The 19,899-nt window shown below is 71.5% G+C and carries 18 protein-coding genes and 1 pseudogene; 15 read left to right on the top strand and 4 right to left on the bottom strand.

Annotated elements, in window-relative coordinates:
• Positions 1–102: 102 nt before the first annotated feature.
• From ACIBAG_RS44255 to ACIBAG_RS44205, 11 genes and pseudogenes are all read left to right on the top strand, one after another.
• Positions 103–720 (top strand): hypothetical protein, encoded by a 618-nt coding sequence (locus ACIBAG_RS44255; RefSeq protein ID WP_399113637.1) that lies wholly within the window; start codon positions 103–105, stop codon positions 718–720.
• Complete coding sequence (locus ACIBAG_RS44250; RefSeq protein ID WP_399113635.1) at positions 717–1,331, top strand: TetR family transcriptional regulator; 615 nt, start codon at positions 717–719, stop codon at positions 1,329–1,331. The genes ACIBAG_RS44255 and ACIBAG_RS44250 overlap by 4 nt, the downstream gene beginning before the upstream one ends.
• 155 nt (positions 1,332–1,486) lie before the next feature.
• Positions 1,487–3,738 (top strand): annotated as a pseudogene (locus ACIBAG_RS44245) (molybdopterin oxidoreductase family protein).
• Between the two features lie 135 nt (positions 3,739–3,873).
• The gene (locus ACIBAG_RS44240; RefSeq protein WP_399113634.1) at positions 3,874–5,337 is read left to right on the top strand and encodes a CitMHS family transporter; all 1,464 of its coding nucleotides are present in this window, start codon (positions 3,874–3,876) and stop codon (positions 5,335–5,337) included.
• A 22-nt stretch (positions 5,338–5,359) separates the two neighbouring features.
• Positions 5,360–6,595 (top strand): MFS transporter, encoded by a 1,236-nt coding sequence (locus tag ACIBAG_RS44235; RefSeq protein ID WP_399113633.1) that lies wholly within the window; start codon positions 5,360–5,362, stop codon positions 6,593–6,595.
• Between the two features lie 98 nt (positions 6,596–6,693).
• Positions 6,694–7,404: a hypothetical protein gene (locus ACIBAG_RS44230; protein WP_399113632.1), complete on the top strand. Its 711-nt coding sequence runs from the start codon at positions 6,694–6,696 to the stop codon at positions 7,402–7,404.
• Positions 7,391–8,044, top strand: coding sequence for a class F sortase (locus ACIBAG_RS44225; protein WP_399113631.1), 654 nt, complete (start codon positions 7,391–7,393; stop codon positions 8,042–8,044). Before ACIBAG_RS44230 ends, ACIBAG_RS44225 begins: the two co-directional genes overlap by 14 nt.
• A 231-nt stretch (positions 8,045–8,275) precedes the next feature.
• Positions 8,276–9,616 (top strand): ABC transporter ATP-binding protein, encoded by a 1,341-nt coding sequence (locus tag ACIBAG_RS44220; protein WP_399113630.1) that lies wholly within the window; start codon positions 8,276–8,278, stop codon positions 9,614–9,616.
• A 209-nt stretch (positions 9,617–9,825) separates the two neighbouring features.
• Positions 9,826–11,214 carry an aldehyde dehydrogenase family protein gene (locus ACIBAG_RS44215; RefSeq protein WP_399113628.1) on the top strand — a complete coding sequence of 463 codons (1,389 nt, stop codon included), beginning with the start codon at positions 9,826–9,828 and terminating at the stop codon, positions 11,212–11,214.
• An 11-nt stretch (positions 11,215–11,225) separates the two neighbouring features.
• Positions 11,226–12,305, top strand: coding sequence for a Zn-dependent alcohol dehydrogenase (locus ACIBAG_RS44210; protein WP_399113626.1), 1,080 nt, complete (start codon positions 11,226–11,228; stop codon positions 12,303–12,305).
• Between the two features lie 204 nt (positions 12,306–12,509).
• The gene (locus ACIBAG_RS44205) at positions 12,510–13,832 is read left to right on the top strand and encodes an MFS transporter (RefSeq protein WP_399113625.1); all 1,323 of its coding nucleotides are present in this window, start codon (positions 12,510–12,512) and stop codon (positions 13,830–13,832) included.
• Here the strand turns inward: ACIBAG_RS44205 and ACIBAG_RS44200 are convergent.
• The 3 genes from ACIBAG_RS44200 to ACIBAG_RS44190 form a co-directional block, all read right to left on the bottom strand.
• Positions 13,824–14,762, bottom strand: a complete 939-nt coding sequence (locus ACIBAG_RS44200) for a DMT family transporter (RefSeq protein ID WP_399113687.1) — start codon at positions 14,760–14,762, stop codon at positions 13,824–13,826. The genes ACIBAG_RS44205 and ACIBAG_RS44200 overlap by 9 nt on opposite strands.
• 181 nt (positions 14,763–14,943) lie before the next feature.
• On the bottom strand, positions 14,944–15,666 hold the full coding sequence (locus ACIBAG_RS44195; RefSeq protein WP_399113623.1) for an ArsR/SmtB family transcription factor: 723 nt from the start codon (positions 15,664–15,666) through the stop codon (positions 14,944–14,946).
• A gap of 35 nt (positions 15,667–15,701) precedes the next feature.
• Complete coding sequence (locus ACIBAG_RS44190; RefSeq protein ID WP_399113622.1) at positions 15,702–16,343, bottom strand: TetR/AcrR family transcriptional regulator; 642 nt, start codon at positions 16,341–16,343, stop codon at positions 15,702–15,704.
• A 103-nt stretch (positions 16,344–16,446) separates the two neighbouring features.
• Between ACIBAG_RS44190 and ACIBAG_RS44185 the strand changes: the two genes are divergently transcribed.
• The 3 genes from ACIBAG_RS44185 (at position 16,447) to ACIBAG_RS44175 (ending at position 18,719) form a co-directional block, all read left to right on the top strand.
• Complete coding sequence (locus ACIBAG_RS44185; protein ID WP_399113621.1) at positions 16,447–17,598, top strand: acyl-CoA dehydrogenase family protein; 1,152 nt, start codon at positions 16,447–16,449, stop codon at positions 17,596–17,598.
• 60 nt (positions 17,599–17,658) lie between these two features.
• Positions 17,659–17,946, top strand: a complete 288-nt coding sequence (locus ACIBAG_RS44180; RefSeq protein ID WP_399113620.1) for a YiaA/YiaB family inner membrane protein — start codon at positions 17,659–17,661, stop codon at positions 17,944–17,946.
• Between the two features lie 149 nt (positions 17,947–18,095).
• Positions 18,096–18,719, top strand: a complete 624-nt coding sequence (locus ACIBAG_RS44175) for a TetR/AcrR family transcriptional regulator (RefSeq protein ID WP_399113619.1) — start codon at positions 18,096–18,098, stop codon at positions 18,717–18,719.
• 40 nt (positions 18,720–18,759) lie between these two features.
• Here ACIBAG_RS44175 and ACIBAG_RS44170 read toward each other — a convergent pair whose 3' ends face one another.
• On the bottom strand, positions 18,760–19,221 hold the full coding sequence (locus tag ACIBAG_RS44170; RefSeq protein ID WP_399113618.1) for a MaoC family dehydratase: 462 nt from the start codon (positions 19,219–19,221) through the stop codon (positions 18,760–18,762).
• 130 nt (positions 19,222–19,351) lie between these two features.
• Between ACIBAG_RS44170 and soxR the strand changes: the two genes are divergently transcribed.
• Positions 19,352–19,849 carry a redox-sensitive transcriptional activator SoxR gene (gene soxR, locus ACIBAG_RS44165; RefSeq protein ID WP_399113617.1) on the top strand — a complete coding sequence of 166 codons (498 nt, stop codon included), beginning with the start codon at positions 19,352–19,354 and terminating at the stop codon, positions 19,847–19,849.
• Positions 19,850–19,899 lie beyond the last annotated feature (50 nt).

Here is a 19,899-nt window from a genome sequence, read left to right as displayed (position 1 = left end):
CAAGGGATCGGGCGGTCCTCCTCTGGAGGTACGACCGGAACCCGACCCCGACCAGACTCAAGGTGGATCCGACTGTCGGAGGGGTGTTCTAGTCTCCCGGTCATGTCGTGGACACGGACCCTGCTCGCCGCGCTCGCGGTCTGTGTCCTGCTGCTGTCCGGGGCCGTGGGCTGCGACTCCGGTGCTGCCCGGGAACAGGAGGACGGTGTGTCGTCCTCCCCGGTGGGCGAGGTCCTCGACGACACCGACGACGAGGGGCGGCACTACCGCGAGGCGGGTGAGGGCGACGCCCCCGAGGTCGGCATAGAGGTGCAGCCGGATCCGGCCGGCGGCTGGGACGTACGGCTGACCCTGCGCGGCTTCCGCCTCACGCCCGCCGGCACGAAAGCACGCGCGGTGGCCGGCCACGGGCTGGCGTACCTCTTCCTGGACGACCGGCTCGTCGCCAGGCTGCGCACCCCCGAGTACCGCCTCGCGCAGGGCCTCGTCCCGCGCGGCACGCACCAGGTCACCGTCCGGCTGTACGCCGACGACGGCACGGTGTGGGCCGTGGACGGCGACCCCGTCGAGAGCACGGCCGCCCTCACGGCGTCGGAGGCGGAGACGACCGCGACGTCCGCGCCGGGATCGAATCCGTCCCGAACGGCACTGAGTGCGCCGGGTGCCCGCTCCCGTACCGGGGGGCAGGGTTCACCGGACCGAGCCGGAAAGGCATCATGAACACCGTGCCCCACCCAGCATCGCTTCGCCGGGCGCCCGTGCAGCGGCGCAGTGCCGAACGGCTCACCAGGATCCTCGACGCGTGCGCCGACCTCCTCGACGAGGTCGGCTACGACGACCTGAGCACCCGGGCCGTCGCCCAGCGTGCCGGCGTCCCCATCGGCTCGGTCTACCGCTTCTTCGGCAACAAGCGGCAGATGGCCGACGCCCTCGCCCAGCGCAACCTCGAGCGCTTCACCGCCCGCGTCACCGAGCGCCTCAAGGAGCGCGGGGACGGCGGCTGGCGTGCGGCCATGGACGTCGTACTCGACGAGTACCTGGCCATGAAGCGCACCGCGCCCGGCTTCTCCCTCGTCGACTTCGGCAACCAGATCCCGGTCGGCACCCGCAGCGAACCCAACCGCCGTGTCGCCGACCGCCTCACCGAGCTGCTCTCGGGCTATCTCGACCGCGAGCCGGACGACGATCTGCGCCGCACCTTCCTCATCGCCGTCGAGACCGCCGACACGCTGGTCCACCTCGCTTTCCGGATGGCACCGGAGGGCGACGAGCGGATCATCGAGGAGGCGCGGGAGATGCTGCGGGCGTATCTGGCGCGTGTACTGGACTGACCGTCCCCAGTGACCGTCCCGGTCGCTGAGCCTCTCGGACGGCGGCTCGCGGATTCGCGACCTCACGCCCGGCGGGGACTCCCCTCCAGGCATACCGGTCGGTATGCTCGGCCCCGAGTCCGCGCGTCACCGCCGCCGCCACCTCGGGAGGACCCGTGTCCCGCACCGCACTACGCATCTGCCCTCTGTGCGAGGCCACCTGCGGCCTGACCCTCACCATCGAGGGAACCCGGGTCACCGGTGCCCGCGGCGATCGCGACGACGTGTTCAGCAAGGGGTTCATCTGCCCCAAGGGCGCCTCCTTCGGCGCCGTCGACGGCGACCCCGACCGGCTGCGCACCCCGCTCGTGCGCAGGGACGGCGAGCTGCGCGAGACCACCTGGGAGGAGGCCTTCGACGCGGTGGCCGCCGGGATCCGCCCCGTCGTCGAGCGGTACGGGCCGAACTCGGTGGGTGTCGTCCTCGGCAACCCCAACGTGCACACCATGGCCGGCGCCCTCTACCCGCCGGTGCTGCTCGCCGGCCTCGGCACCCGCAGCATCTTCACCGCGTCCACCGTCGACCAGATGCCCAAGCACGTCTCCAGCGGACTGCTCTTCGGCGACGCCAAGGCGATCCCCGTACCCGACCTCGACCACACGGACCACCTGCTGCTGATCGGCGCCAACCCGCTGGAGTCCAACGGCAGCCTGTGCACCGCACCCGACTTCCCGGGCAAGCTCAAGGCGCTCAAGGCCCGCGGCGGCACCCTCACGGTCATCGACCCGCGCCGCACCCGCACCGCCAAGCTCGCCGACCGGCACATCGCGATCCGCCCCGGCACGGACGCCCTGCTCCTTGCGGCGATGGCGTGCGTGCTCTTCGAGGAAGGCCTGGTGGAGCCGGGCGAGCTGACCCCGCATCTGCAGGGTCTGGACGAACTCCGCAACGCCGTACGGGACTTCACCCCCGAGGCCGTCGCCGAGGCCTGTGACGTCGAGGCCGTCCTGATCCGCACCCTCGCCCGCGAACTGGCCGCCGCGCCGACCGCCGCCGTCTACGCCCGCATCGGCAGCTGCACCGTCCCGCACGGCACCCTCGCCAGCTGGCTGGTCGACGTACTGAACATCCTGACCGGCAACCTAGACCGCCCCGGCGGCGCCCTCTTCCCGCAGGCGGCCACCGACCGGACACCCCGCCCCGCCGGACCCGGCCACGGCTTCGCGCTCGGCCGCTGGCACTCCAGGGTCAGCCGGCACCCCGAGGCCAAGGGCGAGCTGCCGATCTCCGCGCTGGCCGAGGAGATCGACACCGCGACCGAGGAGGGCGAGCCGATCCGGGCCGTCATCGCGGTCGCCGCCAACCCCGTCCTGTCGGTGCCCGACGGCGACCGGCTCGACAAGGCCCTCGACTCGCTCGACTTCATGGTCAGCGTCGACCCCTACCTCAACGAGACCTCGCGCCACGCCCACGTCGTGCTGCCGCCACCCCCGCCCTCGCAGAGCCCGCACCACGACTTCGCGTTCAACACCCTCGCCGTCCGCAACCAGGTCCGCTACAACCGGCCCGCCGTCCCGCTGGAGCCCGGCCGCATGGCCGAGACCGAGATCCTGGCGCGGCTGATCCTCGCCGCGACCGGGATGCACGGCGCCGAGCCGACGGCCGTCGACGACCTCGTCATCGGGCAGACCCTCGGCAAGGCGGTGAAGGAAGCGCACTCCCCGGTGCACGGCCGCGACCCCCAGGAGCTCGCCGCGCGGCTCGACGGTGACACCGGCCCCGAGCGCCGACTGGACATGATGCTGCGCCTCGGCCCGTACGGCGACGGCTTCGGCGTACGACCCGACGGGCTGAACCTGCGGACGCTGCTGGCGCATCCGCACGGCATCGACCTCGGCCCGCTCCGCCCCCGGCTGCCGCAGCCGCTGAAGACGACCAGCGGCAAGATCGAGCTGCTGCCGCGGCCCATCGTCGACGATCTGCCGCGCCTGAGGCAGGCCCTGCACGAGCGTCCCGAGGGCATCGTCCTCGTCGGCCGCCGCCATCTGCGGTCCAACAACAGCTGGATGCACAACGTGCCCGCCCTCACCGGCGGGACCAACCGCTGCACCCTGCACATCCACCCGGAGGACGCCGAACGGCTCGGCGTCACGGACGGGGCGCCCGTGCGGATCAAGGGCGCCGGCGGAGAGGTCACCGCCCCGCGGAGGTCACCGACGGCGTGCGTACCGGCGTCGTCAGCCTGCCGCACGGCTGGGGACACGACCGGCCCGGCACCCGGCTGAACCATGCGCTGAAGGAGCCCGGCGTCAACGTCAACCAGCTCCTCGACGGCAGCCTGCTCGACCCGCTCTCCGGCAATGCGGTGCTCAACGGGGTGCCGGTCGAACTGCTCCCGATGGCCGAAAAGATCACGCCTCTGACCTGAGCAAAGCTCTGACCTGGAGTTTTGCGCTTATTGCTCGCATGTCAACGTCTTGTTAACGCTGTTTGAGGGGACCTAACGTCGTCCCACCGCCGGCCCTGGTGGGGTCGTTCAAGGGCGAACGTTAGGTATCCACTCATGCTGACCATCCTTGGCTTCGCCATGATCGCGACCTTCCTGGTCCTGATCATGATGAAGAAGATGTCGCCGATCGCGGCGCTCGTGCTGATTCCGGCACTGTTCTGCGTGTTCGTCGGAAAGGGCGCCAAGCTCGGTGACTACGTCATCGAAGGCGTCACCAGCCTCGCTCCCACCGCGGCGATGCTGATGTTCGCGATCGTCTACTTCGGTGTGATGATCGATGTCGGCCTCTTCGACCCGATCGTCCGGGGGATTCTGAAGTTCGCCAAGGCCGACCCGATGCGGATCGTCGTCGGCACGGCGATCCTCGCCGCGATCGTCTCGCTCGACGGCGACGGCTCGACCACCTTCATGATCACGGTCTCGGCGATGTACCCGCTGTACAAGCGCCTGAAGATGAGCCTGGTCGTGATGACCGGTGTCGCCGCCATGGCCAACGGCGTGATGAACACCCTGCCGTGGGGCGGCCCGACCGCCCGTGCCGCCACCGCGCTCAAGCTCGACGCCAGCGAGATCTTCGTCCCGATGATCCCGGCGCTGCTAGTCGGCCTGCTGGGCGTCTTCGTCCTGTCGTACTTCCTCGGTCTGCGCGAGCGCAAGCGCCTGGGTGTGCTGACGCTGGACGAGGTCCTGGACGAGGAGCAGGCCGGCGGGAAGGCGGAGGTGAAGGCCGAGGCGAAGGTCGAGGAGAAGGAGACCGAGACGGTCCTGGTCGGCGCGGGTTCCGCGGCCGGTTCCGGTTCCGGTGCCTCCGGGGCGGGCAAGGCCACCGGCGGCGCCGGCTCCGGCGCCGACGCGGAGGACGACGAGGAGGAGCGCTTCACGGTCCTCGACCCGAACCGCGCCACCCTGCGTCCCAAGCTGTACTGGTTCAACGCGCTGGTCACGGCCACCCTGCTGACCGCCATGATCATGGAGTGGCTGCCGATCCCGGTGCTGTTCCTGCTCGGCGCCGCCCTCGTGCTCACCGTCAACTTCCCCCACATCCCGGACCAGAAGGCCCGCCTCGCCGCCCACGCCGACAACGTCCTCAACGTCTCGGGCATGGTCTTCGCCGCCGCCGTCTTCACCGGCGTCCTGCAGGGCACCGGCATGGTGGACCACATGGCCCGCTGGATGGTGGACGTCATCCCCGAGGGCATGGGCCCGCACATGGCCCTGGTCACCGGTCTGCTGAGCCTCCCGCTCACGTACTTCATGTCGAACGACGGCTTCTACTTCGGCGTCCTTCCGGTCCTCGCCGAGGCCGGTGCCGCCCACGGCGTCTCCCCGCTGGAGATGGCCCGCGCCTCGCTCGTCGGCCAGCCGCTGCACATGTCGAGCCCGCTCGTCCCGGCCGTCTACGTCCTGGTCGGCATGGCCAAGGTGGAGTTCGGCGACCACACCCGGTTCGTCGTGAAGTGGGCCGCGCTCACATGCCTCGTCATCCTCGGGGCAGGGATGCTCTTCGGAATCATCTGACTTTTCCATGGAGGATCCGCACATGACGCCCGGTGGGAACCGCGGCTGGCTGCTCCGCCTCGTCATCGCCTTCAGCTTCGCGCAGGGGGCGGTGTCGATGGCCCGGCCCGCCGTGTCCTACCGGGCGCTGGCGTTGGGCGCGGACGAGCGGGCGATCGGTGTGATCGCGGGGGTGTACGCCCTGCTCCCGCTGTTCGCCGCGGTCCCGCTGGGCCGCCGTACCGACCACGGCCGCTGTGCACCGCTGCTGCCCGTCGGAGTCGTCCTGATCTCCGGCGGCTGCGCGATGAGCGGCCTCGCGGACTCCCTGTGGGCGATGGCGGTCTGGAGCGGGGTGATGGGCCTCGGTCACCTCTGCTTCGTCATCGGCGCTCAGTCGCTGGTCGCCCGCCAGTCAGCCCCGCACGAACAGGACCGCAACTTCGGCCACTTCACCATCGGCGCCTCCCTCGGCCAGCTGGTCGGCCCGATCGCCGCGGGCGCGCTGATCGGCGGCCGGGACATGGCGGGCACCAGCGCCCTCGCCCTGCTGGTGGCGGGCGCGGGCGGCGCGGTCGCGCTGACCTCGTTGTGGCGGACAGAGAGCCGTACGACGGCCAAGTCCCGCGAGGAACAAGGCGAACGCGTCCCCGTACGGCGCATACTGCGCGCCCGCGGCGTACCCGCCGGCATCTTCATCAGCCTCGCCGTGCTGTCCGCGACCGACATCCTCACCGCCTACCTCCCGGTGGTCGGCGAGCACCGGGGCATCGCGCCGTCCGTGATCGGCCTCCTGCTCAGCCTGCGCGCGGCGGCCACCATCGCCTGCCGCCTGGTCCTGACGCCCCTGCTGCGGCTGCTCGGCCGCACGCTGCTGCTGACGGTGACCTGTCTGCTGGCTGCCCTGCTGTGCGCCGGGATCGCGCTGCCGGTGCCCGTGTGGGCGCTGGCCCTGATGCTCGCGGTGCTCGGCTTCTGCCTCGGCGTCGGGCAGCCGCTGTCCATGACGACGGTCGTCCAGGCGGCCCCCGAGGGCGCCCGCTCCACCGCCCTGGCCCTGCGGCTGACCGGCAACCGCCTCGGCCAGGTCGCCGCCCCGGCGTCGGCGGGCCTGGTCGCGGGCGTCGCGGGGGTGGCGGCGCCGTTTGTGATGCTGGCGGCGTTGCTGCTGCTGTCGGCGGGGGTCGCGGTGCGTACGCCGAAGCGGCCCGGAGGGCCCGGAACGGACACGTGGCAGCGGCCGAAGCGGCCCGGACTGCGCCGGACGAGCGAAATCTGACGACGCGCCGGACGTCGTGCGGCGCGTCGCGGTGCGCGTGACGGAGAGTCAGGCGAAAGAACGATTTGTATGAAAATCGTCTGATTTGAGGAGCGTGTATGCCCACCCTGACACCCTCACGTACCTTCCGCGCCCGCGCGGGCGCCACAGTCGTCCTCACCGCCCTCGCCGCGGCAGGTGTGTCGTGGGTGGCTGCGCCGACCGCGTCGGCCCAGGGGGAGAACGGCGACATCAGGATCCACCGCGAGGGCGTGCCCTTCGGGGTCCCGAAGGACGACGCGGTGGTCTGCCGGTTCTACCTGGACGCCGTCAACTTCGACATCCTCGCGTCGATCACGTACACCATCTCGCCGCAGCCTCCGCTGCCCACCGGTGCCACCGTCACCGGCGCCATCCAACTCGCCGGAGGCGCCGGACACACCGATGTGCTGGGGCTCGCGGAAGGTCAGTACAAGCTCACCTGGGTCGTGACGGGCATTCCCCCGAGGGAGAAGGTCTTCCGCGTCAGGTGCCCCGACGACCGGCGGGACGGCGACGGCAGGGACGGCAGGGACGGCAGGGACGGCAGGGGTGACGGCAGGAACGACGGTCCGCCCGGGCGGATCGAGGACAACGAGCGGGGCGAGGGCGGCTGGGGGCGCGGTGACGACCATGGTCCGAGGGGCGGTGTGCACGCGGGCGGTGGCGGGCTCGTCGACACCGTGGCCGCGTACGCGCCGGTGGCGGGCGCCGCGGTGGTGGGCCTGACCGCCGTCGGCGGCACCGTGTACTTCCGCAGGACCCGCCGGCAGCCCGATGGTGCCGCGTAGGCGCAGACGCAGGCCCTGGTACCGGACCCGCGCCTACCGCCTCGCCAGGACGGCCGTGTTGACGGTGGTCCTGGTGACGGTGGTGGTCCGGTGCGGGGGAGACCACGACGCGATCGCGCCTGACGGACCCGGCGGACGGCACGCCGTGGCGGCCGCCGAGCCGACACCCCCGCCACGCCCTCTGCCGCGCTCCCGGCCGACGTCCGTCCGTATTCCGTCCCTGGGCATCGACGCCCCGATCGCGGGCATCGGTCTCACCGGCAGCCGGGAGCTGGAGACGCCGCCGGTCGACGACCCGAACCTCATCGGCTGGTACCGGGGCGGTGCCACGCCCGGTGAGCAGGGCGTCGCGATCGCCGTGGGCCACCGCGACACCACGACCGGCCGCGCCGTCTTCGCCGGACTCGCCTCGGTGAAGCCCGGCAAGAAGATCGAGGCGCGGCGTGAGGACGGCCGTACCGCCGTCTACACCGTGGACCGGGTCAAGGTCTACGACAAGGCGAACTTCCCCGACAAGGAGGTCTACGGTCCGACCCGGCGCCCGGAGATCCGCGTGCTCACCTGCGGCGGCTTCTTCGACCGGCAGAACGGATACACCAGCAACGTGGTGGTCTTCGGTCACCTGACCGCGACCAAGTGACCGCCCCCGACCGGTCGTTCCGCGAGCCACCCCTTCCCCGGCCGGGCACATTCCGTTAACTTCCGTGACTCACAGGCCCCGTACGACCCGCACGGGGCCTGAGGCCCTGTCGTCACATTCCCGCCTGCCCGGCGGGCCTGCCCGCCGGGCAGGCGGACATCGGGAATGTGACGACAGGGCCTCGGAATCACGGAGCAGCGGCGCTCCGGCCGACCCCCGGGGGCGACAGTCATGACACGCGCCATCTCCCTGCACGACGTGAGCAAGTACTACACGCGAGGCGTCCCCGTCGTGGACCGGCTCTCGCTGGACATCGAGGCCGGCGAGTTCCTCGTCCTCCTCGGGCCCTCCGGGTGCGGCAAGTCCACCGTGCTCAGAATGATCGCCGGACTGGAGGAGATCGACGAGGGCGAGCTGCTGCTGGACGGCGAGTACGCCAACGACCTGCTGCCCGCCGACCGGCGGATGGCGATGGTCTTCCAGAACTTCGCCCTCTACCCGAGCATGACCAGCCGCGACAACATCGGCTTCCCGCTGCGCATCGAGTCGCCCGGCGCCGACCCGCGCCCCCGCGTGGACGCCACCGCACGCATGCTGGGCATCGAGGACCTCCTCGACCGCTTCCCCGCCCAGCTCTCCGGCGGTGAACGCCAACGTGTCGCCATGGGCCGGGCCATCGCCCGCCACCCCACCGCGTTCCTGATGGACGAGCCGCTGTCCAACCTCGACGCCAAGCTCCGCAACCACCTGCGGGCGGAAATCTCCGGCCTCACCCGGAAGTTGGGCGTCACCACGGTGTACGTCACCCATGACCAGGCCGAGGCGATGTCGCTCGGCGACCGGGTCGCCGTCCTGCGCGGCGGCGTCCTGCAGCAGGTCGGCACCCCGCGCTCGGTGTACGCCCTGCCCCGCAACGTCTTCACCGCCGCCTTCATCGGCATCCCGCGCATCAACCTCCTGCGCGGCGTCGTACGCGCCCCGCTCGACGGGGCGATGACCATCAGCCTCGGCAAGCAGTACCTCCGGCTGCCCGAACCTCTGTGTCTGGACCACCAGTTGCTCCGGGTGCAGCAGGGCCGCGAGGTCATCGTGGGCCTGCGCTCGGAGGCGGTCCGCATCGCCAAGCCCGCGGCCGCCCGCCCCGGCGAGGTGCACATCACCGGTCTGGTCGAGCATGTGGAGTTCCAGGGCCACGAGGTCCTCGTCCACTTCGACACCGGTTCGCGGCCCGCCCTCGTACCCGATCTGGAGGCCCCCCGCCCGACCGCCCGCCCCTCGCGCCGCCGTCGCCGCGAGGGCGGCACGGTCCTGGACCGCCTCAGGGAACGCGCCGGCGCCCTGCGCGCCGGCCCGGTGGTGGCCCTCGACGACCCACCGGCCGCCGGGTCCGGGCAGGCGCCGACCGAGGGCCGCCCGCCCGGCGACCTCATCGTCCGCACCACACCCGACATCGAACTCCGGCACGGCATGCACGTTCCGCTCCTCGTCGACCTCGCCCACCTGTTCGTCTTCGACCAGCACGGCGACCGCATCTGCCCGGCCCCGGGCCGGCTGCCGGATCTGGAGGAGTGACGGGCGCTCCGCTGGGGGTTCCTAGACGGGGTCGCTGGTCGCGCCGGCGGAGCCGCATATCGATACAGCCCCGCGCTTTTGGGGCGTGGCCGAACCGCACGCCGGGCTGCGTCGTCACCGACCGGCATCATGGGTAGCGTCTGGCGCAGGAAAACTATCGCCGCTAGTTTATGTGCCGGATGACGAGTGGTCCGCCGGGAGGAAGCACGATGAAGGCACACGACGGCATGTACATCGACGGCGCCTGGCGCCCGGCGTCCGGCGGGGACGTGATCGAGGTGGTGAACCCGGCCGACGAGCAGGTCATCGGCCGGGTCCCGGCCGGCACCGCCGCCGACGTCGACGGCGCCGTACGGGCCGCCCGCGCCGCCCTCCCGGGCTGGGCCGCGACCCCGCCCGCCGAGCGGGCCGCGCGGCTGACCGCCCTCCGGGACGTCCTGGAGGCCCGCAAGGACGAGATCGCCGAGACGGTCACCGCCGAACTGGGCTCGCCGCTGAAGTTCTCTGAGGCGGTCCACGCGGGCGTGCCGATCGCGGTCGCGGGCTCGTACGCCGAGCTGGCCGCGACGTACGCCTTCGAGGAGAAGGTCGGCAACTCGACCGTCTTCCACGAGCCCATCGGTGTGGTCGGCGCCATCACGCCCTGGAACTACCCGCTCCACCAGGTCGTCGCCAAGGTCGCCCCGGCGCTGGCCGCCGGCTGCACGGTGGTCCTGAAGCCGGCCGAGGACACCCCGCTCGTCGCCCAGCTCTTCGCCGAGGCGGTGCACGAGGCCGGCGTCCCGGCGGGCGTCTTCAACCTGGTCACCGGCCTCGGCCCGGTCACGGGCCAGGCGCTCGCCGAGCACCCGGACGTCGACCTGGTCTCCTTCACCGGCTCCACCGCAGTCGGCCGGCAGATCGCCGCGGTGGCCGGCGCGGCGATCAAGAAGGTCGCCCTGGAGCTGGGCGGCAAGTCCGCCAACGTCATCCTGCCCAGCGCCGACCTGGCCAAGGCGGTCAACGTCGGCGTCGCCAACGTCATGTCGAACTCCGGGCAGACGTGCAGCGCCTGGACGCGGATGCTGGTGCACCGGGACCAGTACGACGAGGCCGTGGAGCTGGCCGCGGCCGCCGCGGCCAAGTACGGCGAGCGCATCGGACCGGTGGTGAGCGCCAAGCAGCAGACGCGGGTGCTCGGCTACATCGAGAAGGGTGTGGCCGAGGGGGCGCGGCTCGTGGCCGGCGGGCCCGAAGCGCCGCGCGAGCGGGGCTGGTTCGTCAGCCCGACCGTCTTCGCCGACGTGACGCCCGAGATGACCATCGCGCAGGAGGAGATCTTCGGCCCGGTCCTGTCGATCCTGAAGTACGAGGACGAGGCGGACGCCCTGCGGATCGCCAACGGCACCGTCTACGGTCTCGCGGGCGCCGTCTGGGCGGGGGACGAGGCGGAGGCGGTCGCCTTCGCGCGCCGCATGGACACCGGTCAGGTGGACATCAACGGCGGCCGGTTCAACCCCCTCGCCCCCTTCGGCGGGTACAAGCAGTCGGGCGTCGGGCGCGAACTCGGCGCGCACGGCCTGACCGAGTACCTCCAGACCAAGTCCCTGCAGTTCTGAGGAGCCTTCACGTGGTTCGCGCAGCAGTTCTCCCCGCCGTAGGCGCTCCTCTGGAGGTCACCGACATCGACCTGCCGGCACCCGGCCCCGGCCAGGTCCACGTCCGCCTCGCCGCCGCCGGTGTCTGTCACTCCGACCTGTCCCTGTCCAACGGCACCATGCGCGTCCCGGTCCCCGCGGTCCTCGGCCACGAGGGCGCCGGCACGGTGATGGCCGTGGGGGAGGGCGTCACCCACGTCGCGCCCGGCGACGGCGTCGTCCTCAACTGGGCGCCGTCCTGCGGACGTTGCCACGCCTGCGGGCTCGGCGAGGTCTGGCTGTGCGCCAACGCGCTGAACGGCGCCGCCGACGTGTACGCCCGTACCGCCGAGGGCACCGACCTCCACCCCGGCCTGAACGTCGCCGCGTTCGCCGAGGAGACGGTCGTCCCGGCCGGCTGCGTCCTGCCCCTTCCCGACGGCATCCCGCTCACCGACGCCGCCCTGCTGGGCTGCGCCGTCCTCACCGGCTACGGCGCCGTGCACCACTCGGCGCGGGTGAGGCAGGGGGAGACGGTCGCGGTGTTCGGCGTCGGCGGTGTGGGGCTCGCCGCCCTCCAGTCGGCGCGGATCGCGGGCGCGGCGAAGATCGTCGCGGTCGACGTCTCCCCGGCGAAGGAGGAGCTGGCACGAGCCGCGGGAGCCACCGACTTCGTCATCGCCTCCGAGAACACCGCCCGCGAGATCCGGGGCCTGACGGACAAGCAGGGCGTGGACGTCGCCGTCGAGTGCGTGGGCCGCGCCACCACCATCCGCACGGCCTGGGACTCCACCCGCCGCGGCGGCCGCACCACGGTCGTCGGCATCGGCGGCAAGGACCAGCAGGTCACCTTCAACGCCCTGGAGATCTTCCACTGGGGCCGCACCCTCTCCGGCTGCGTCTACGGCGACTCCGACCCGGCGCGGGATGTGCCGGTACTCGCCGAGCACGTGCGGGCGGGCCGCCTGGACCTCGGGGGACTGGTGACCGAACGGATCGGCCTGGAGGGCATCCCGGCCGCGTTCGAGAACATGATCGCCGGGAAGGGCGGGCGGGCCCTGGTGGTCTTCTAGCGCCCGTCCGCACACGCCCCGGTCTCCACCCGAGACCGGGGCCCTCGGCATGCCCGGATCCAGCTCTCCGTGCCCTGTACAGGCAAAACTGCTGCTGTACGACCCGTTGACGTCCATACCGTCCGGTCAGTACGTTCCCCGGAACCCGAGCCACCCCCCGGTTCTGTCCCTGTTCCGTCCCCGCACCCACCGGAGTGTGCACGCATGGACACGGCACCTTCCGCCCAGCCGCTCACCACCACCGCTCCCGCCGCGGGCAACCGCCGCCGCGTGGCCACCGCCGCAGCCCTCGCCTCCGCCGTCGAGTGGTACGACTACTTCGTCTTCGGCATCGCCGCCGCCCTGGTGCTCGGCGACCTCTACTTCCCGGCCGGCAGCCCCACCGCCGGGGTACTCGCCTCCTTCGCCACCTTCGCCGTCGGCTTCCTGGCCCGCCCCCTCGGCGGCATCGTCGCCGGTCAGCTCGGCGACAAGCGCGGCCGCAAGCCGATGCTGGTCCTCGCGCTCACCTTGATGGGCCTCGCCACCACCGGCATCGGCCTCCTCCCGACGTACGAGACGATCGGCGTCGCCGCCCCGATCCTGCTGGTCGCCTTCCGCGTGATGCAGGGCATCGCTGTCGGCGCCCAGTGGGGCGGCGCGATGCTGATGGCCACCGAGTACGCCCCCGAGGGCAAGCGCGGTGTCTACGGCAGCTTCGTCCAGCTCGGCGTCCCCATCGGCGTGGTGACCGCCAACACGGTGTTCCTGCTGGCCGGAGCATTCACGACCGATTCCGAGTTCGCGTCCTGGGGCTGGCGGGTGCCGTTCCTCGTGGGCCTGTTCGTGCTCGTGCTCGCCTGGTACATCCACACGCGTGTCGAGGAGACCCCCGAGTTCCGCGAGGCGGAGCGGAAGCTGGCCGAGCAGGAGAAGGCCGAGCAGTCCTCCCCGCTGCGCACGATCCTGAAGGGCCACCTCGGCACGGTGCTCCTCGCCGGCGGCTCCTTCGCCGTGAACACCGCGACCTTCTACATCATCATCACCGGCGTGCTCGACTACACGACCCGCGAACTCGGGATGAAGAAGAGCGCCGTCCTCACCGTCTCGCTCTGCATCAGCCTCACCCAGCTCGTGCTGATCCCGGCCGCCGCGGCGCTCTCCGACAAGATCGGCCGCATCCGCATCTACGCCCTCGGCGCGGCCGGCATCGGTCTGTGGGCGGTCCCGCTGTTCCTGCTGATCGACACCGGCTCACTGCTGTGGCTGGCGGTCGGCACGTTCGTCGCGAGCTGCTTCCTCAGCATCATGTACGGTCCCCAGGCGGCCCTGTTCGCCGAGCTGTTCACGCCGGAGATGCGCTACACGGGCGCCTCCCTCGGTTACCAGATCGCGGCCGTGCTCGGCGGTGGTCTCGCCCCGTTCATCATGGTGCTGCTGCTGGAGGCCACGGGCACCTCGGTGGCCGTCTCCGGCTACATCATCGCCCTCGCGGTGATCGCGCTGCTGTCCATCAAGGTCCTTGCGGACAAGGCGCGTTCACGCTGATTCCCGGGCCTGCTCGGGTTGTGGCACGCCCGCCACGACCCGAGCGGCCCGCTTCCCGGACCGCGACACGGCGACCCCGGCCAGACACAATGCCCCGCCCGCCAGCGTGAGCAGCCCCGGCACCTCGCCCAGCGCCAGCCACGACATCAGCACGACCAGCGCGGGCACCGCGTACGTCGTCGCGCCCATGCGGCTGGCGGTCGTACGGGCCAGGGCGTACGCCCAGGTCGTGAAGGCGAGCGCCAGCGAGAAGACGCCCAGGTAGACCATGTTGAGCGTGGCGGACAGGGACGCCTCGGCCGCCTCGCCGACCAACTGCCCGGCGAAGGGCAGACACAGCACCGCGCCGACCAGACACCCGTACGTCGTCACCTGGAGCGCGTTCGCATGCCCGAGCGCGGGCTTCTGCGCCACGACTCCGCCCGCGTACCCGACCGCGGCCAGCAGACACAGCACCACCCCGAGCACCGATGATCCGCCCCCGCCCGACATCGACAGCCCCACGGTCACCGCACCGGCGAACGACACCGCCATCCCGGCCAGCAGCCGCCGCGGCATCGGATCACCGAGCAGCCGGGCGCCCAGCAGCGCGATGAGGACGGGCCCGATGTTCACCACGAGGGCCGCCGTACCGGCGTCCACCTGCTGCTCGCCCCAGTTCAGCGCGACGCTGTAGAACCCGAACCACAGCAGCCCGGATATCGCGATCCCGGGCCAGGCGGCACGGGGAGGCACCCCCTCCCGCCGGACGAGGCAGATGAGCCCCAGCACCGCAGCGCCCACGAGCAGCCGCCCCAGCGCGAGCGCGCCCGGCGAGTACTCCTCGCCCGCACTGCGGATCGAGACGAAGGCCGAAGCCCACAGGACGACGGTGACGGTGGCAGCAGCGGTGGCGAGCAGTTCGGTACGGCGGGCAGGGAAGGCGCTCATCATGCTCCAGAGGCTAGGAGGTGGTGGATCGGGAGGCTCGCGGATTTCGGACGGGGTTGCCGGCAGTGCTCCTCAAGGGGCGCGGGGCTGTGTTGAATCTGCGGCTACCGCCGCGTGGGCGCGACGAGCCACGACGCTCCCGCACTCGGCACATCGGAGAAGTCCCCACCCCAGTAGCCGATCAGCGCAGTACAGCCGCGTCGACACCGAGCAGCTCCCTGAGCGCCCGCTCCCCCGACGGAGTCACTTTCACGGCCCGCTCCGACCCGATCCGCACACACCACCCCGCCTCCAGCGCATGCCGGCACAGCGCCGCCCCCGCGACGCCCGCGAGATGGGGCCGTCGCTCCGTCCAGTCGAGGCAGGCCCGGGCCAACGGACGGCGACTCGAACGGTCGAGACGGATACCCGCGCTGGCGAACCAGCCAAGCCCCGCATCCGTCAGCGCAAACCCCGTGTCCTGCCGCAACAGCCCGCGCAGCGCGAACGCGTCGGTGATCGCGATACCGAGCCGCCCGGCGAGATGGTCGTAACAGGTGCGCCCCCGCGCCATCGCGGACCCTGCGCTGGACTCACGCAGATTCCGGGGCTGTACGACGACACCAGGCGACACCTGCGCGGCCAGGTCCTCCACGAGCTGCGCGACCCGCGTGTCCGCGAGCCGCACATACCGGTGCCGCCCCTGCCGCTCCTCGGCGAGCAGCCCGCCCGCGACGAGCTTGCCCAGGTGCTCGCTCAGTGTGGACGCGGCGACCCCCGCATGCCGCGCGAGCTCACCCGCGGTCCAGGCCCGCCCGTCCAGCAGCGCCAGCAGACAGGCGGCGCGGGTCTCGTCGGCGAGGAGCCCGGCGAGCCGGGCCAGCTGCGGTGCCTGCGGATCCCTGGTGGCCATGCCTCCCAGCATGCGGCACGGACACTTCGGTGCCCGCCGAAATATGGCTAGCCGGCTCGCCCGACCTGCTCGTACTGCCGCGCCAGCCCGTCCAGCAGCGCCGTCAGCCCCGTCTCGAAGGCCCGCTCGTCGATCTTCTCCTGCTGCTCGGCGAGGAGGTGGGCCTGTCCGAGGTGGGGATAGTCGGCGGGGTCGTACGCGCTCGCGTCGTCCACGAAGCCACCCGCGAACGAGCCGAGGGCCGAGCCCATGATGAAGTACCGCATCAGCGCGCCGATGGACGTGGCCTGCGCCGGAGGCCACCCGGCCTCGACCATCGCGCCGTAGACCGCGTCCGCGAGCCGCAGCGCCGCCGGGCGGCGGCCGGGGCCGCGGGCCAGGACGGGAACGATGTTCGGGTGGTCACGCAGGGCGGCCCGGTAGGAGACGGCCCAGTCGTGCAGTGCGGTGCGCCAGTCCCGGCCGTCCTCGAACATCGACAGATCGACCTGCGCGCTCACCGAGTCGGCGACCGCCTCCAGGATCTCGTCCTTCGTGCGGAAGTGGTTGTAGAGGGACGGCCCGCTCACACCCAGTTCGGCGGCGAGCCGACGGGTGGAGACGGCCGCCAGGCCCTCCCCGTCCACGAGTTCGCGCGCCGTCTCGACGATCCGGTCGTAGCTGAGGAGGGGCTTGCGCGGTCGGGCCATGGCGCACATAGTAGGGCTGCCGAACGTAAACTAGCAGTGATAATTTAATGTGCGGCTTTCGATGTGCGGCTTTCGGTGTCCACTGACTGTGGGGTGACTCGGCATGAACCTGGAGCTCAGCGAGGAGCAGTCCGCCGTCCGGCGACTCGCCCGGGACTTCGTGGACCGCGAGATCGCCCCGAACGCCGTCGCCTGGGACCGCGCCGAGGAAGTGGACCGCGCAGTCGTCAAGAAGCTCGGCGAGCTCGGCTTCCTGGGGCTGACGATCGACGAGGAGTACGGCGGCTCGGGCGGCGACCATCTCGCGTACTGCCTGGTCACGGAGGAGCTGGGCCGGGGCGACTCCTCGGTGCGCGGGATCGTGTCGGTCTCGCTGGGCCTGGTCGCCAAGACGATCGCCGCCCGGGGGAGCGCGGAGCAGAAACGCCGCTGGCTGCCGGGGCTCACCGCGGGCGAGCTGGTCGGCTGCTTCGGCCTCACCGAGCCGGGCACCGGCTCCGACGCCGGCAACCTCACGACGCGGGCGGTGCGTGACGGCGACGACTACGTCATCAACGGCACCAAGATGTTCATCACCAACGGCACGTGGGCCGACGTCGTCCTGCTCTTCGCCCGCTCCACCGACGCGCCCGGCCACAAGGGCGTCTCGGCCTTCCTGGTCCCCACCGACACCCCAGGCCTGACCCGTCGCACCATCCACGGCAAGCTCGGCCTGCGCGGCCAGGCCACCGCCGAACTGGTCCTGGACGACGTACGGGTGCCCGCGGCGGCCCTGCTGGGGGAAGAGGGCAAGGGCTTCTCGGTCGCGATGTCCGCCCTGGCCAAGGGGCGGATGTCGGTCGCCGCGGGATGCGTCGGCATAGCCCAGGCCGCGCTGGACGCGGCGGTCCGGTACGCCGGCGAACGCGAGCAGTTCGGCAAGTCCATCGCCCATCACCAGCTGGTCCAGGAGCTGATCAGCGACATCGCCGTCGACGTGGACGCCGCCCGCCTGCTGACCTGGCGGGTCGCCGACCTGATCGACCGCGGGCTGCCCTTCGCCGTCGAGTCCTCCAAGGCCAAGCTCTTCGCCTCGGAGGCCGCCGTCCGCGCCGCCAACAACGCCCTCCAGGTGTTCGGCGGTTATGGCTACATCGACGAGTACCCGGCGGGCAAACTGCTGCGCGACGCCCGCGTGATGACCCTCTACGAGGGCACGAGCCAGATCCAGAAACTGGTCATCGGGCGGGCGCTGACGGGGATTTCGGCGTTCTGAGTACCTGGCTGAGTACTTCAGCGGATGTGGCCGGTGCCACACTCGCCGACCCTGTTCCCCATGAGTGACACACCGGTCAAGCAGCAGAGCACGGCGGCGTTCTACGGGCAGGCCGTGGCCTCCTTCGCGGTCGCCATGGCCGCCACGGGCATCGGCATCTACCAGCTGAACGCCGACGCCTGGGTGCGGGGCTTTCTCGCGATCGCGGTTCTCTACCTGGTGACTTCGGCGTTCACGCTCGCCAAGGTCATCCGGGACCGTCAGGAGGCCGGCCAGATCGTCAGCCGGGTCGACCAGGCACGGCTGGAGAAGCTGCTGGCCGAGCACGACCCCTTCGAGACACGCTGACAGTCGTACGGCGTCCTCCCACCGACCTCACTAAGCGCTCGCTCAGTATCGGCGGTATGGTGGTGGTTCGCCCGATGAAAAGGTGTGGCCCGAAGGGCCTCCGTCAGGGCGGTGGTGGCTGCCGGGCGGGCGAGAGGGGCGAGTGAGCGATGAGTACGGCGGAGGAGACGGCCGGCGGCGAGACGTCGGCGTGGGGTGAGGTCACGCCCGACGCGGCCAGGAGGCTGCTGATCGCCGCCGTGGAGGCCTTCGCCGAGCGCGGCTACCACGCCACGACGACCCGTGACATCGCGGGTCGCGCCGGCATGAGCCCGGCCGCGCTCTACATCCACTACAAGACCAAGGAAGAGCTCCTCCACCGCATCAGCAGGATCGGCCACGAGAAGGCCCTCGACATCCTGCGGACGGCGGCCCGCCGCGAGGGCACCCCGGCCGAGCGGCTCGCCGACGCCGTCAGCTCCTTCGTCCGCTGGCACGCCGGGGGACGCACCACCGCCCGGGTCGTGCAGTACGAACTGGACTCCCTCGGCCCGGACGCCCGCGCCGAGATCCTCGCGCTGCGCCGGCAGTGCGACGCCGAGGTGCGCGCGATCATCGAGGACGGCGTGGCGGCCGGTGACTTCGACGTGCTGGACGTGAAGGGCACGACCCTGGCCGTCATGTCGCTCTGCATCGACGTGGCCCGCTGGTTCAACGTCGACGGTCCATGGACTCCCGAGGAGGTCGGCGCGCTGGACGCCGACCTCGTGCTGCGGATGGTGGGAGCGAAGTAACCCCCGCCGGCTCGGGGGCCCGGCCCGGAGGCGGCCTGGCTCAGAGGTAGTAGCGGGACACGGACTCGGCCACGCACACCGGCTTGTCGCCGCCCTCGCGCTCCACGGTGAAGGCCACGGTGACCTGGATGCCGCCCGTCACGTCCTCGACGCCGGTGATGGTGGCGGTGGCGCGCAGCCGGGATCCGACCGGCACCGGCGCGGGGAAGCGCACCTTGTTGGTCCCGTAGTTGACGCCCATCTTCACACCTTCGACCTTGATGAGCTGAGGGCCGAAGAGCGGAAGCAGCGACAGCGTGAGATACCCGTGGGCGATGGTGGTCCCGAAGGGGCCCGCCGCGGCCTTCTCGGGATCGACGTGGATCCACTGGTGGTCACCGGTGGCCTCCGCGAACAGATCGATCCGCTTCTGGTCGACCTCCAGCCAGTCCGTGTACCCCAGCTGCTCACCCACCGCCGCCTTCAGTTCGTCGGCGGACGTGAAGATCCTCGGCTCTGCCATGTCCCGGCCTCTCGCGTCGCGTACTTCGCTGCGTATGTCGCTGCGCATGTCTAAGCAACTGCTTAGCATGCTAGGACGGGCAGCCCCTGTCAACGGACCGGCACGGTGACGCGGTAGGTAGGTTTGTGGGGTGCCCCAGATCCCCGAGAAGATCCACGAGCTCACGGTCGGCCAGCTCGCCGCCCGTAGCGGCGCCGCCGTCTCCGCCCTGCACTTCTACGAGTCCAAGGGGTTGATCAGCAGCCGCCGCACCTCAGGCAACCAGCGCCGCTACACCCGTGACACCCTGCGCCGGGTCGCCTTCGTCCGTGCCGCGCAACGGGTGGGCATCCCGCTGGCCACGATCCGCGACGCCCTCGCCGAACTCCCCGAGGAACGCACTCCCACACACGAGGACTGGGCACGCCTGTCGGAGGCCTGGCGCTCGGAACTGGACGAACGCATACAGCAACTGAACCGCCTCCGCGACCACTTGACCGACTGCATCGGCTGCGGCTGCCTCTCCCTCGACAACTGCGTCCTGTCCAACCCGGACGACGTGTTCGGCGAACGGCTCACGGGGTCGCGCCTGATGGTGGAACACGGGGGGAGTCGGCGAAAGGGGAGAAGGGGCCAATCGGACGCCTAGTTCCCTGGCGCGAAGTCGAGAGCTTGGGGGAGGTACCCCCCAAGCGCGGG

The organism is Streptomyces sp. NPDC051243 (genome assembly GCF_044455405.1).
Taxonomy (GTDB): domain Bacteria; phylum Actinomycetota; class Actinomycetes; order Streptomycetales; family Streptomycetaceae; genus Streptomyces.
This window is presented reverse-complemented; position numbering and strand designations above follow the sequence as displayed.

Bases quoted from the DNA above. Each gene is read 5' to 3' on its own strand.
- ACIBAG_RS44255 (WP_399113637.1), top strand. From the start codon at position 103: ATGTCGTGGACACGGACCCTGCTCGCCGCGCTCGCGGTCTGTGTCCTG.
- ACIBAG_RS44250 (WP_399113635.1), top strand. From the start codon at position 717: ATGAACACCGTGCCCCACCCAGCATCGCTTCGCCGGGCGCCCGTGCAG.
- ACIBAG_RS44240 (WP_399113634.1), top strand. From the start codon at position 3,874: ATGCTGACCATCCTTGGCTTCGCCATGATCGCGACCTTCCTGGTCCTG.
- ACIBAG_RS44235 (WP_399113633.1), top strand. From the start codon at position 5,360: ATGACGCCCGGTGGGAACCGCGGCTGGCTGCTCCGCCTCGTCATCGCC.
- ACIBAG_RS44230 (WP_399113632.1), top strand. From the start codon at position 6,694: ATGCCCACCCTGACACCCTCACGTACCTTCCGCGCCCGCGCGGGCGCC.
- ACIBAG_RS44225 (WP_399113631.1), top strand. From the start codon at position 7,391: ATGGTGCCGCGTAGGCGCAGACGCAGGCCCTGGTACCGGACCCGCGCC.
- ACIBAG_RS44220 (WP_399113630.1), top strand. From the start codon at position 8,276: ATGACACGCGCCATCTCCCTGCACGACGTGAGCAAGTACTACACGCGA.
- ACIBAG_RS44215 (WP_399113628.1), top strand. From the start codon at position 9,826: ATGAAGGCACACGACGGCATGTACATCGACGGCGCCTGGCGCCCGGCG.
- ACIBAG_RS44205 (WP_399113625.1), top strand. From the start codon at position 12,510: ATGGACACGGCACCTTCCGCCCAGCCGCTCACCACCACCGCTCCCGCC.
- ACIBAG_RS44200 (WP_399113687.1), bottom strand. From the start codon at position 14,762: ATGAGCGCCTTCCCTGCCCGCCGTACCGAACTGCTCGCCACCGCTGCT.
- ACIBAG_RS44195 (WP_399113623.1), bottom strand. From the start codon at position 15,666: ATGCTGGGAGGCATGGCCACCAGGGATCCGCAGGCACCGCAGCTGGCC.
- ACIBAG_RS44190 (WP_399113622.1), bottom strand. From the start codon at position 16,343: ATGGCCCGACCGCGCAAGCCCCTCCTCAGCTACGACCGGATCGTCGAG.
- ACIBAG_RS44185 (WP_399113621.1), top strand. From the start codon at position 16,447: ATGAACCTGGAGCTCAGCGAGGAGCAGTCCGCCGTCCGGCGACTCGCC.
- ACIBAG_RS44180 (WP_399113620.1), top strand. From the start codon at position 17,659: ATGAGTGACACACCGGTCAAGCAGCAGAGCACGGCGGCGTTCTACGGG.
- ACIBAG_RS44175 (WP_399113619.1), top strand. From the start codon at position 18,096: ATGAGTACGGCGGAGGAGACGGCCGGCGGCGAGACGTCGGCGTGGGGT.
- ACIBAG_RS44170 (WP_399113618.1), bottom strand. From the start codon at position 19,221: ATGGCAGAGCCGAGGATCTTCACGTCCGCCGACGAACTGAAGGCGGCG.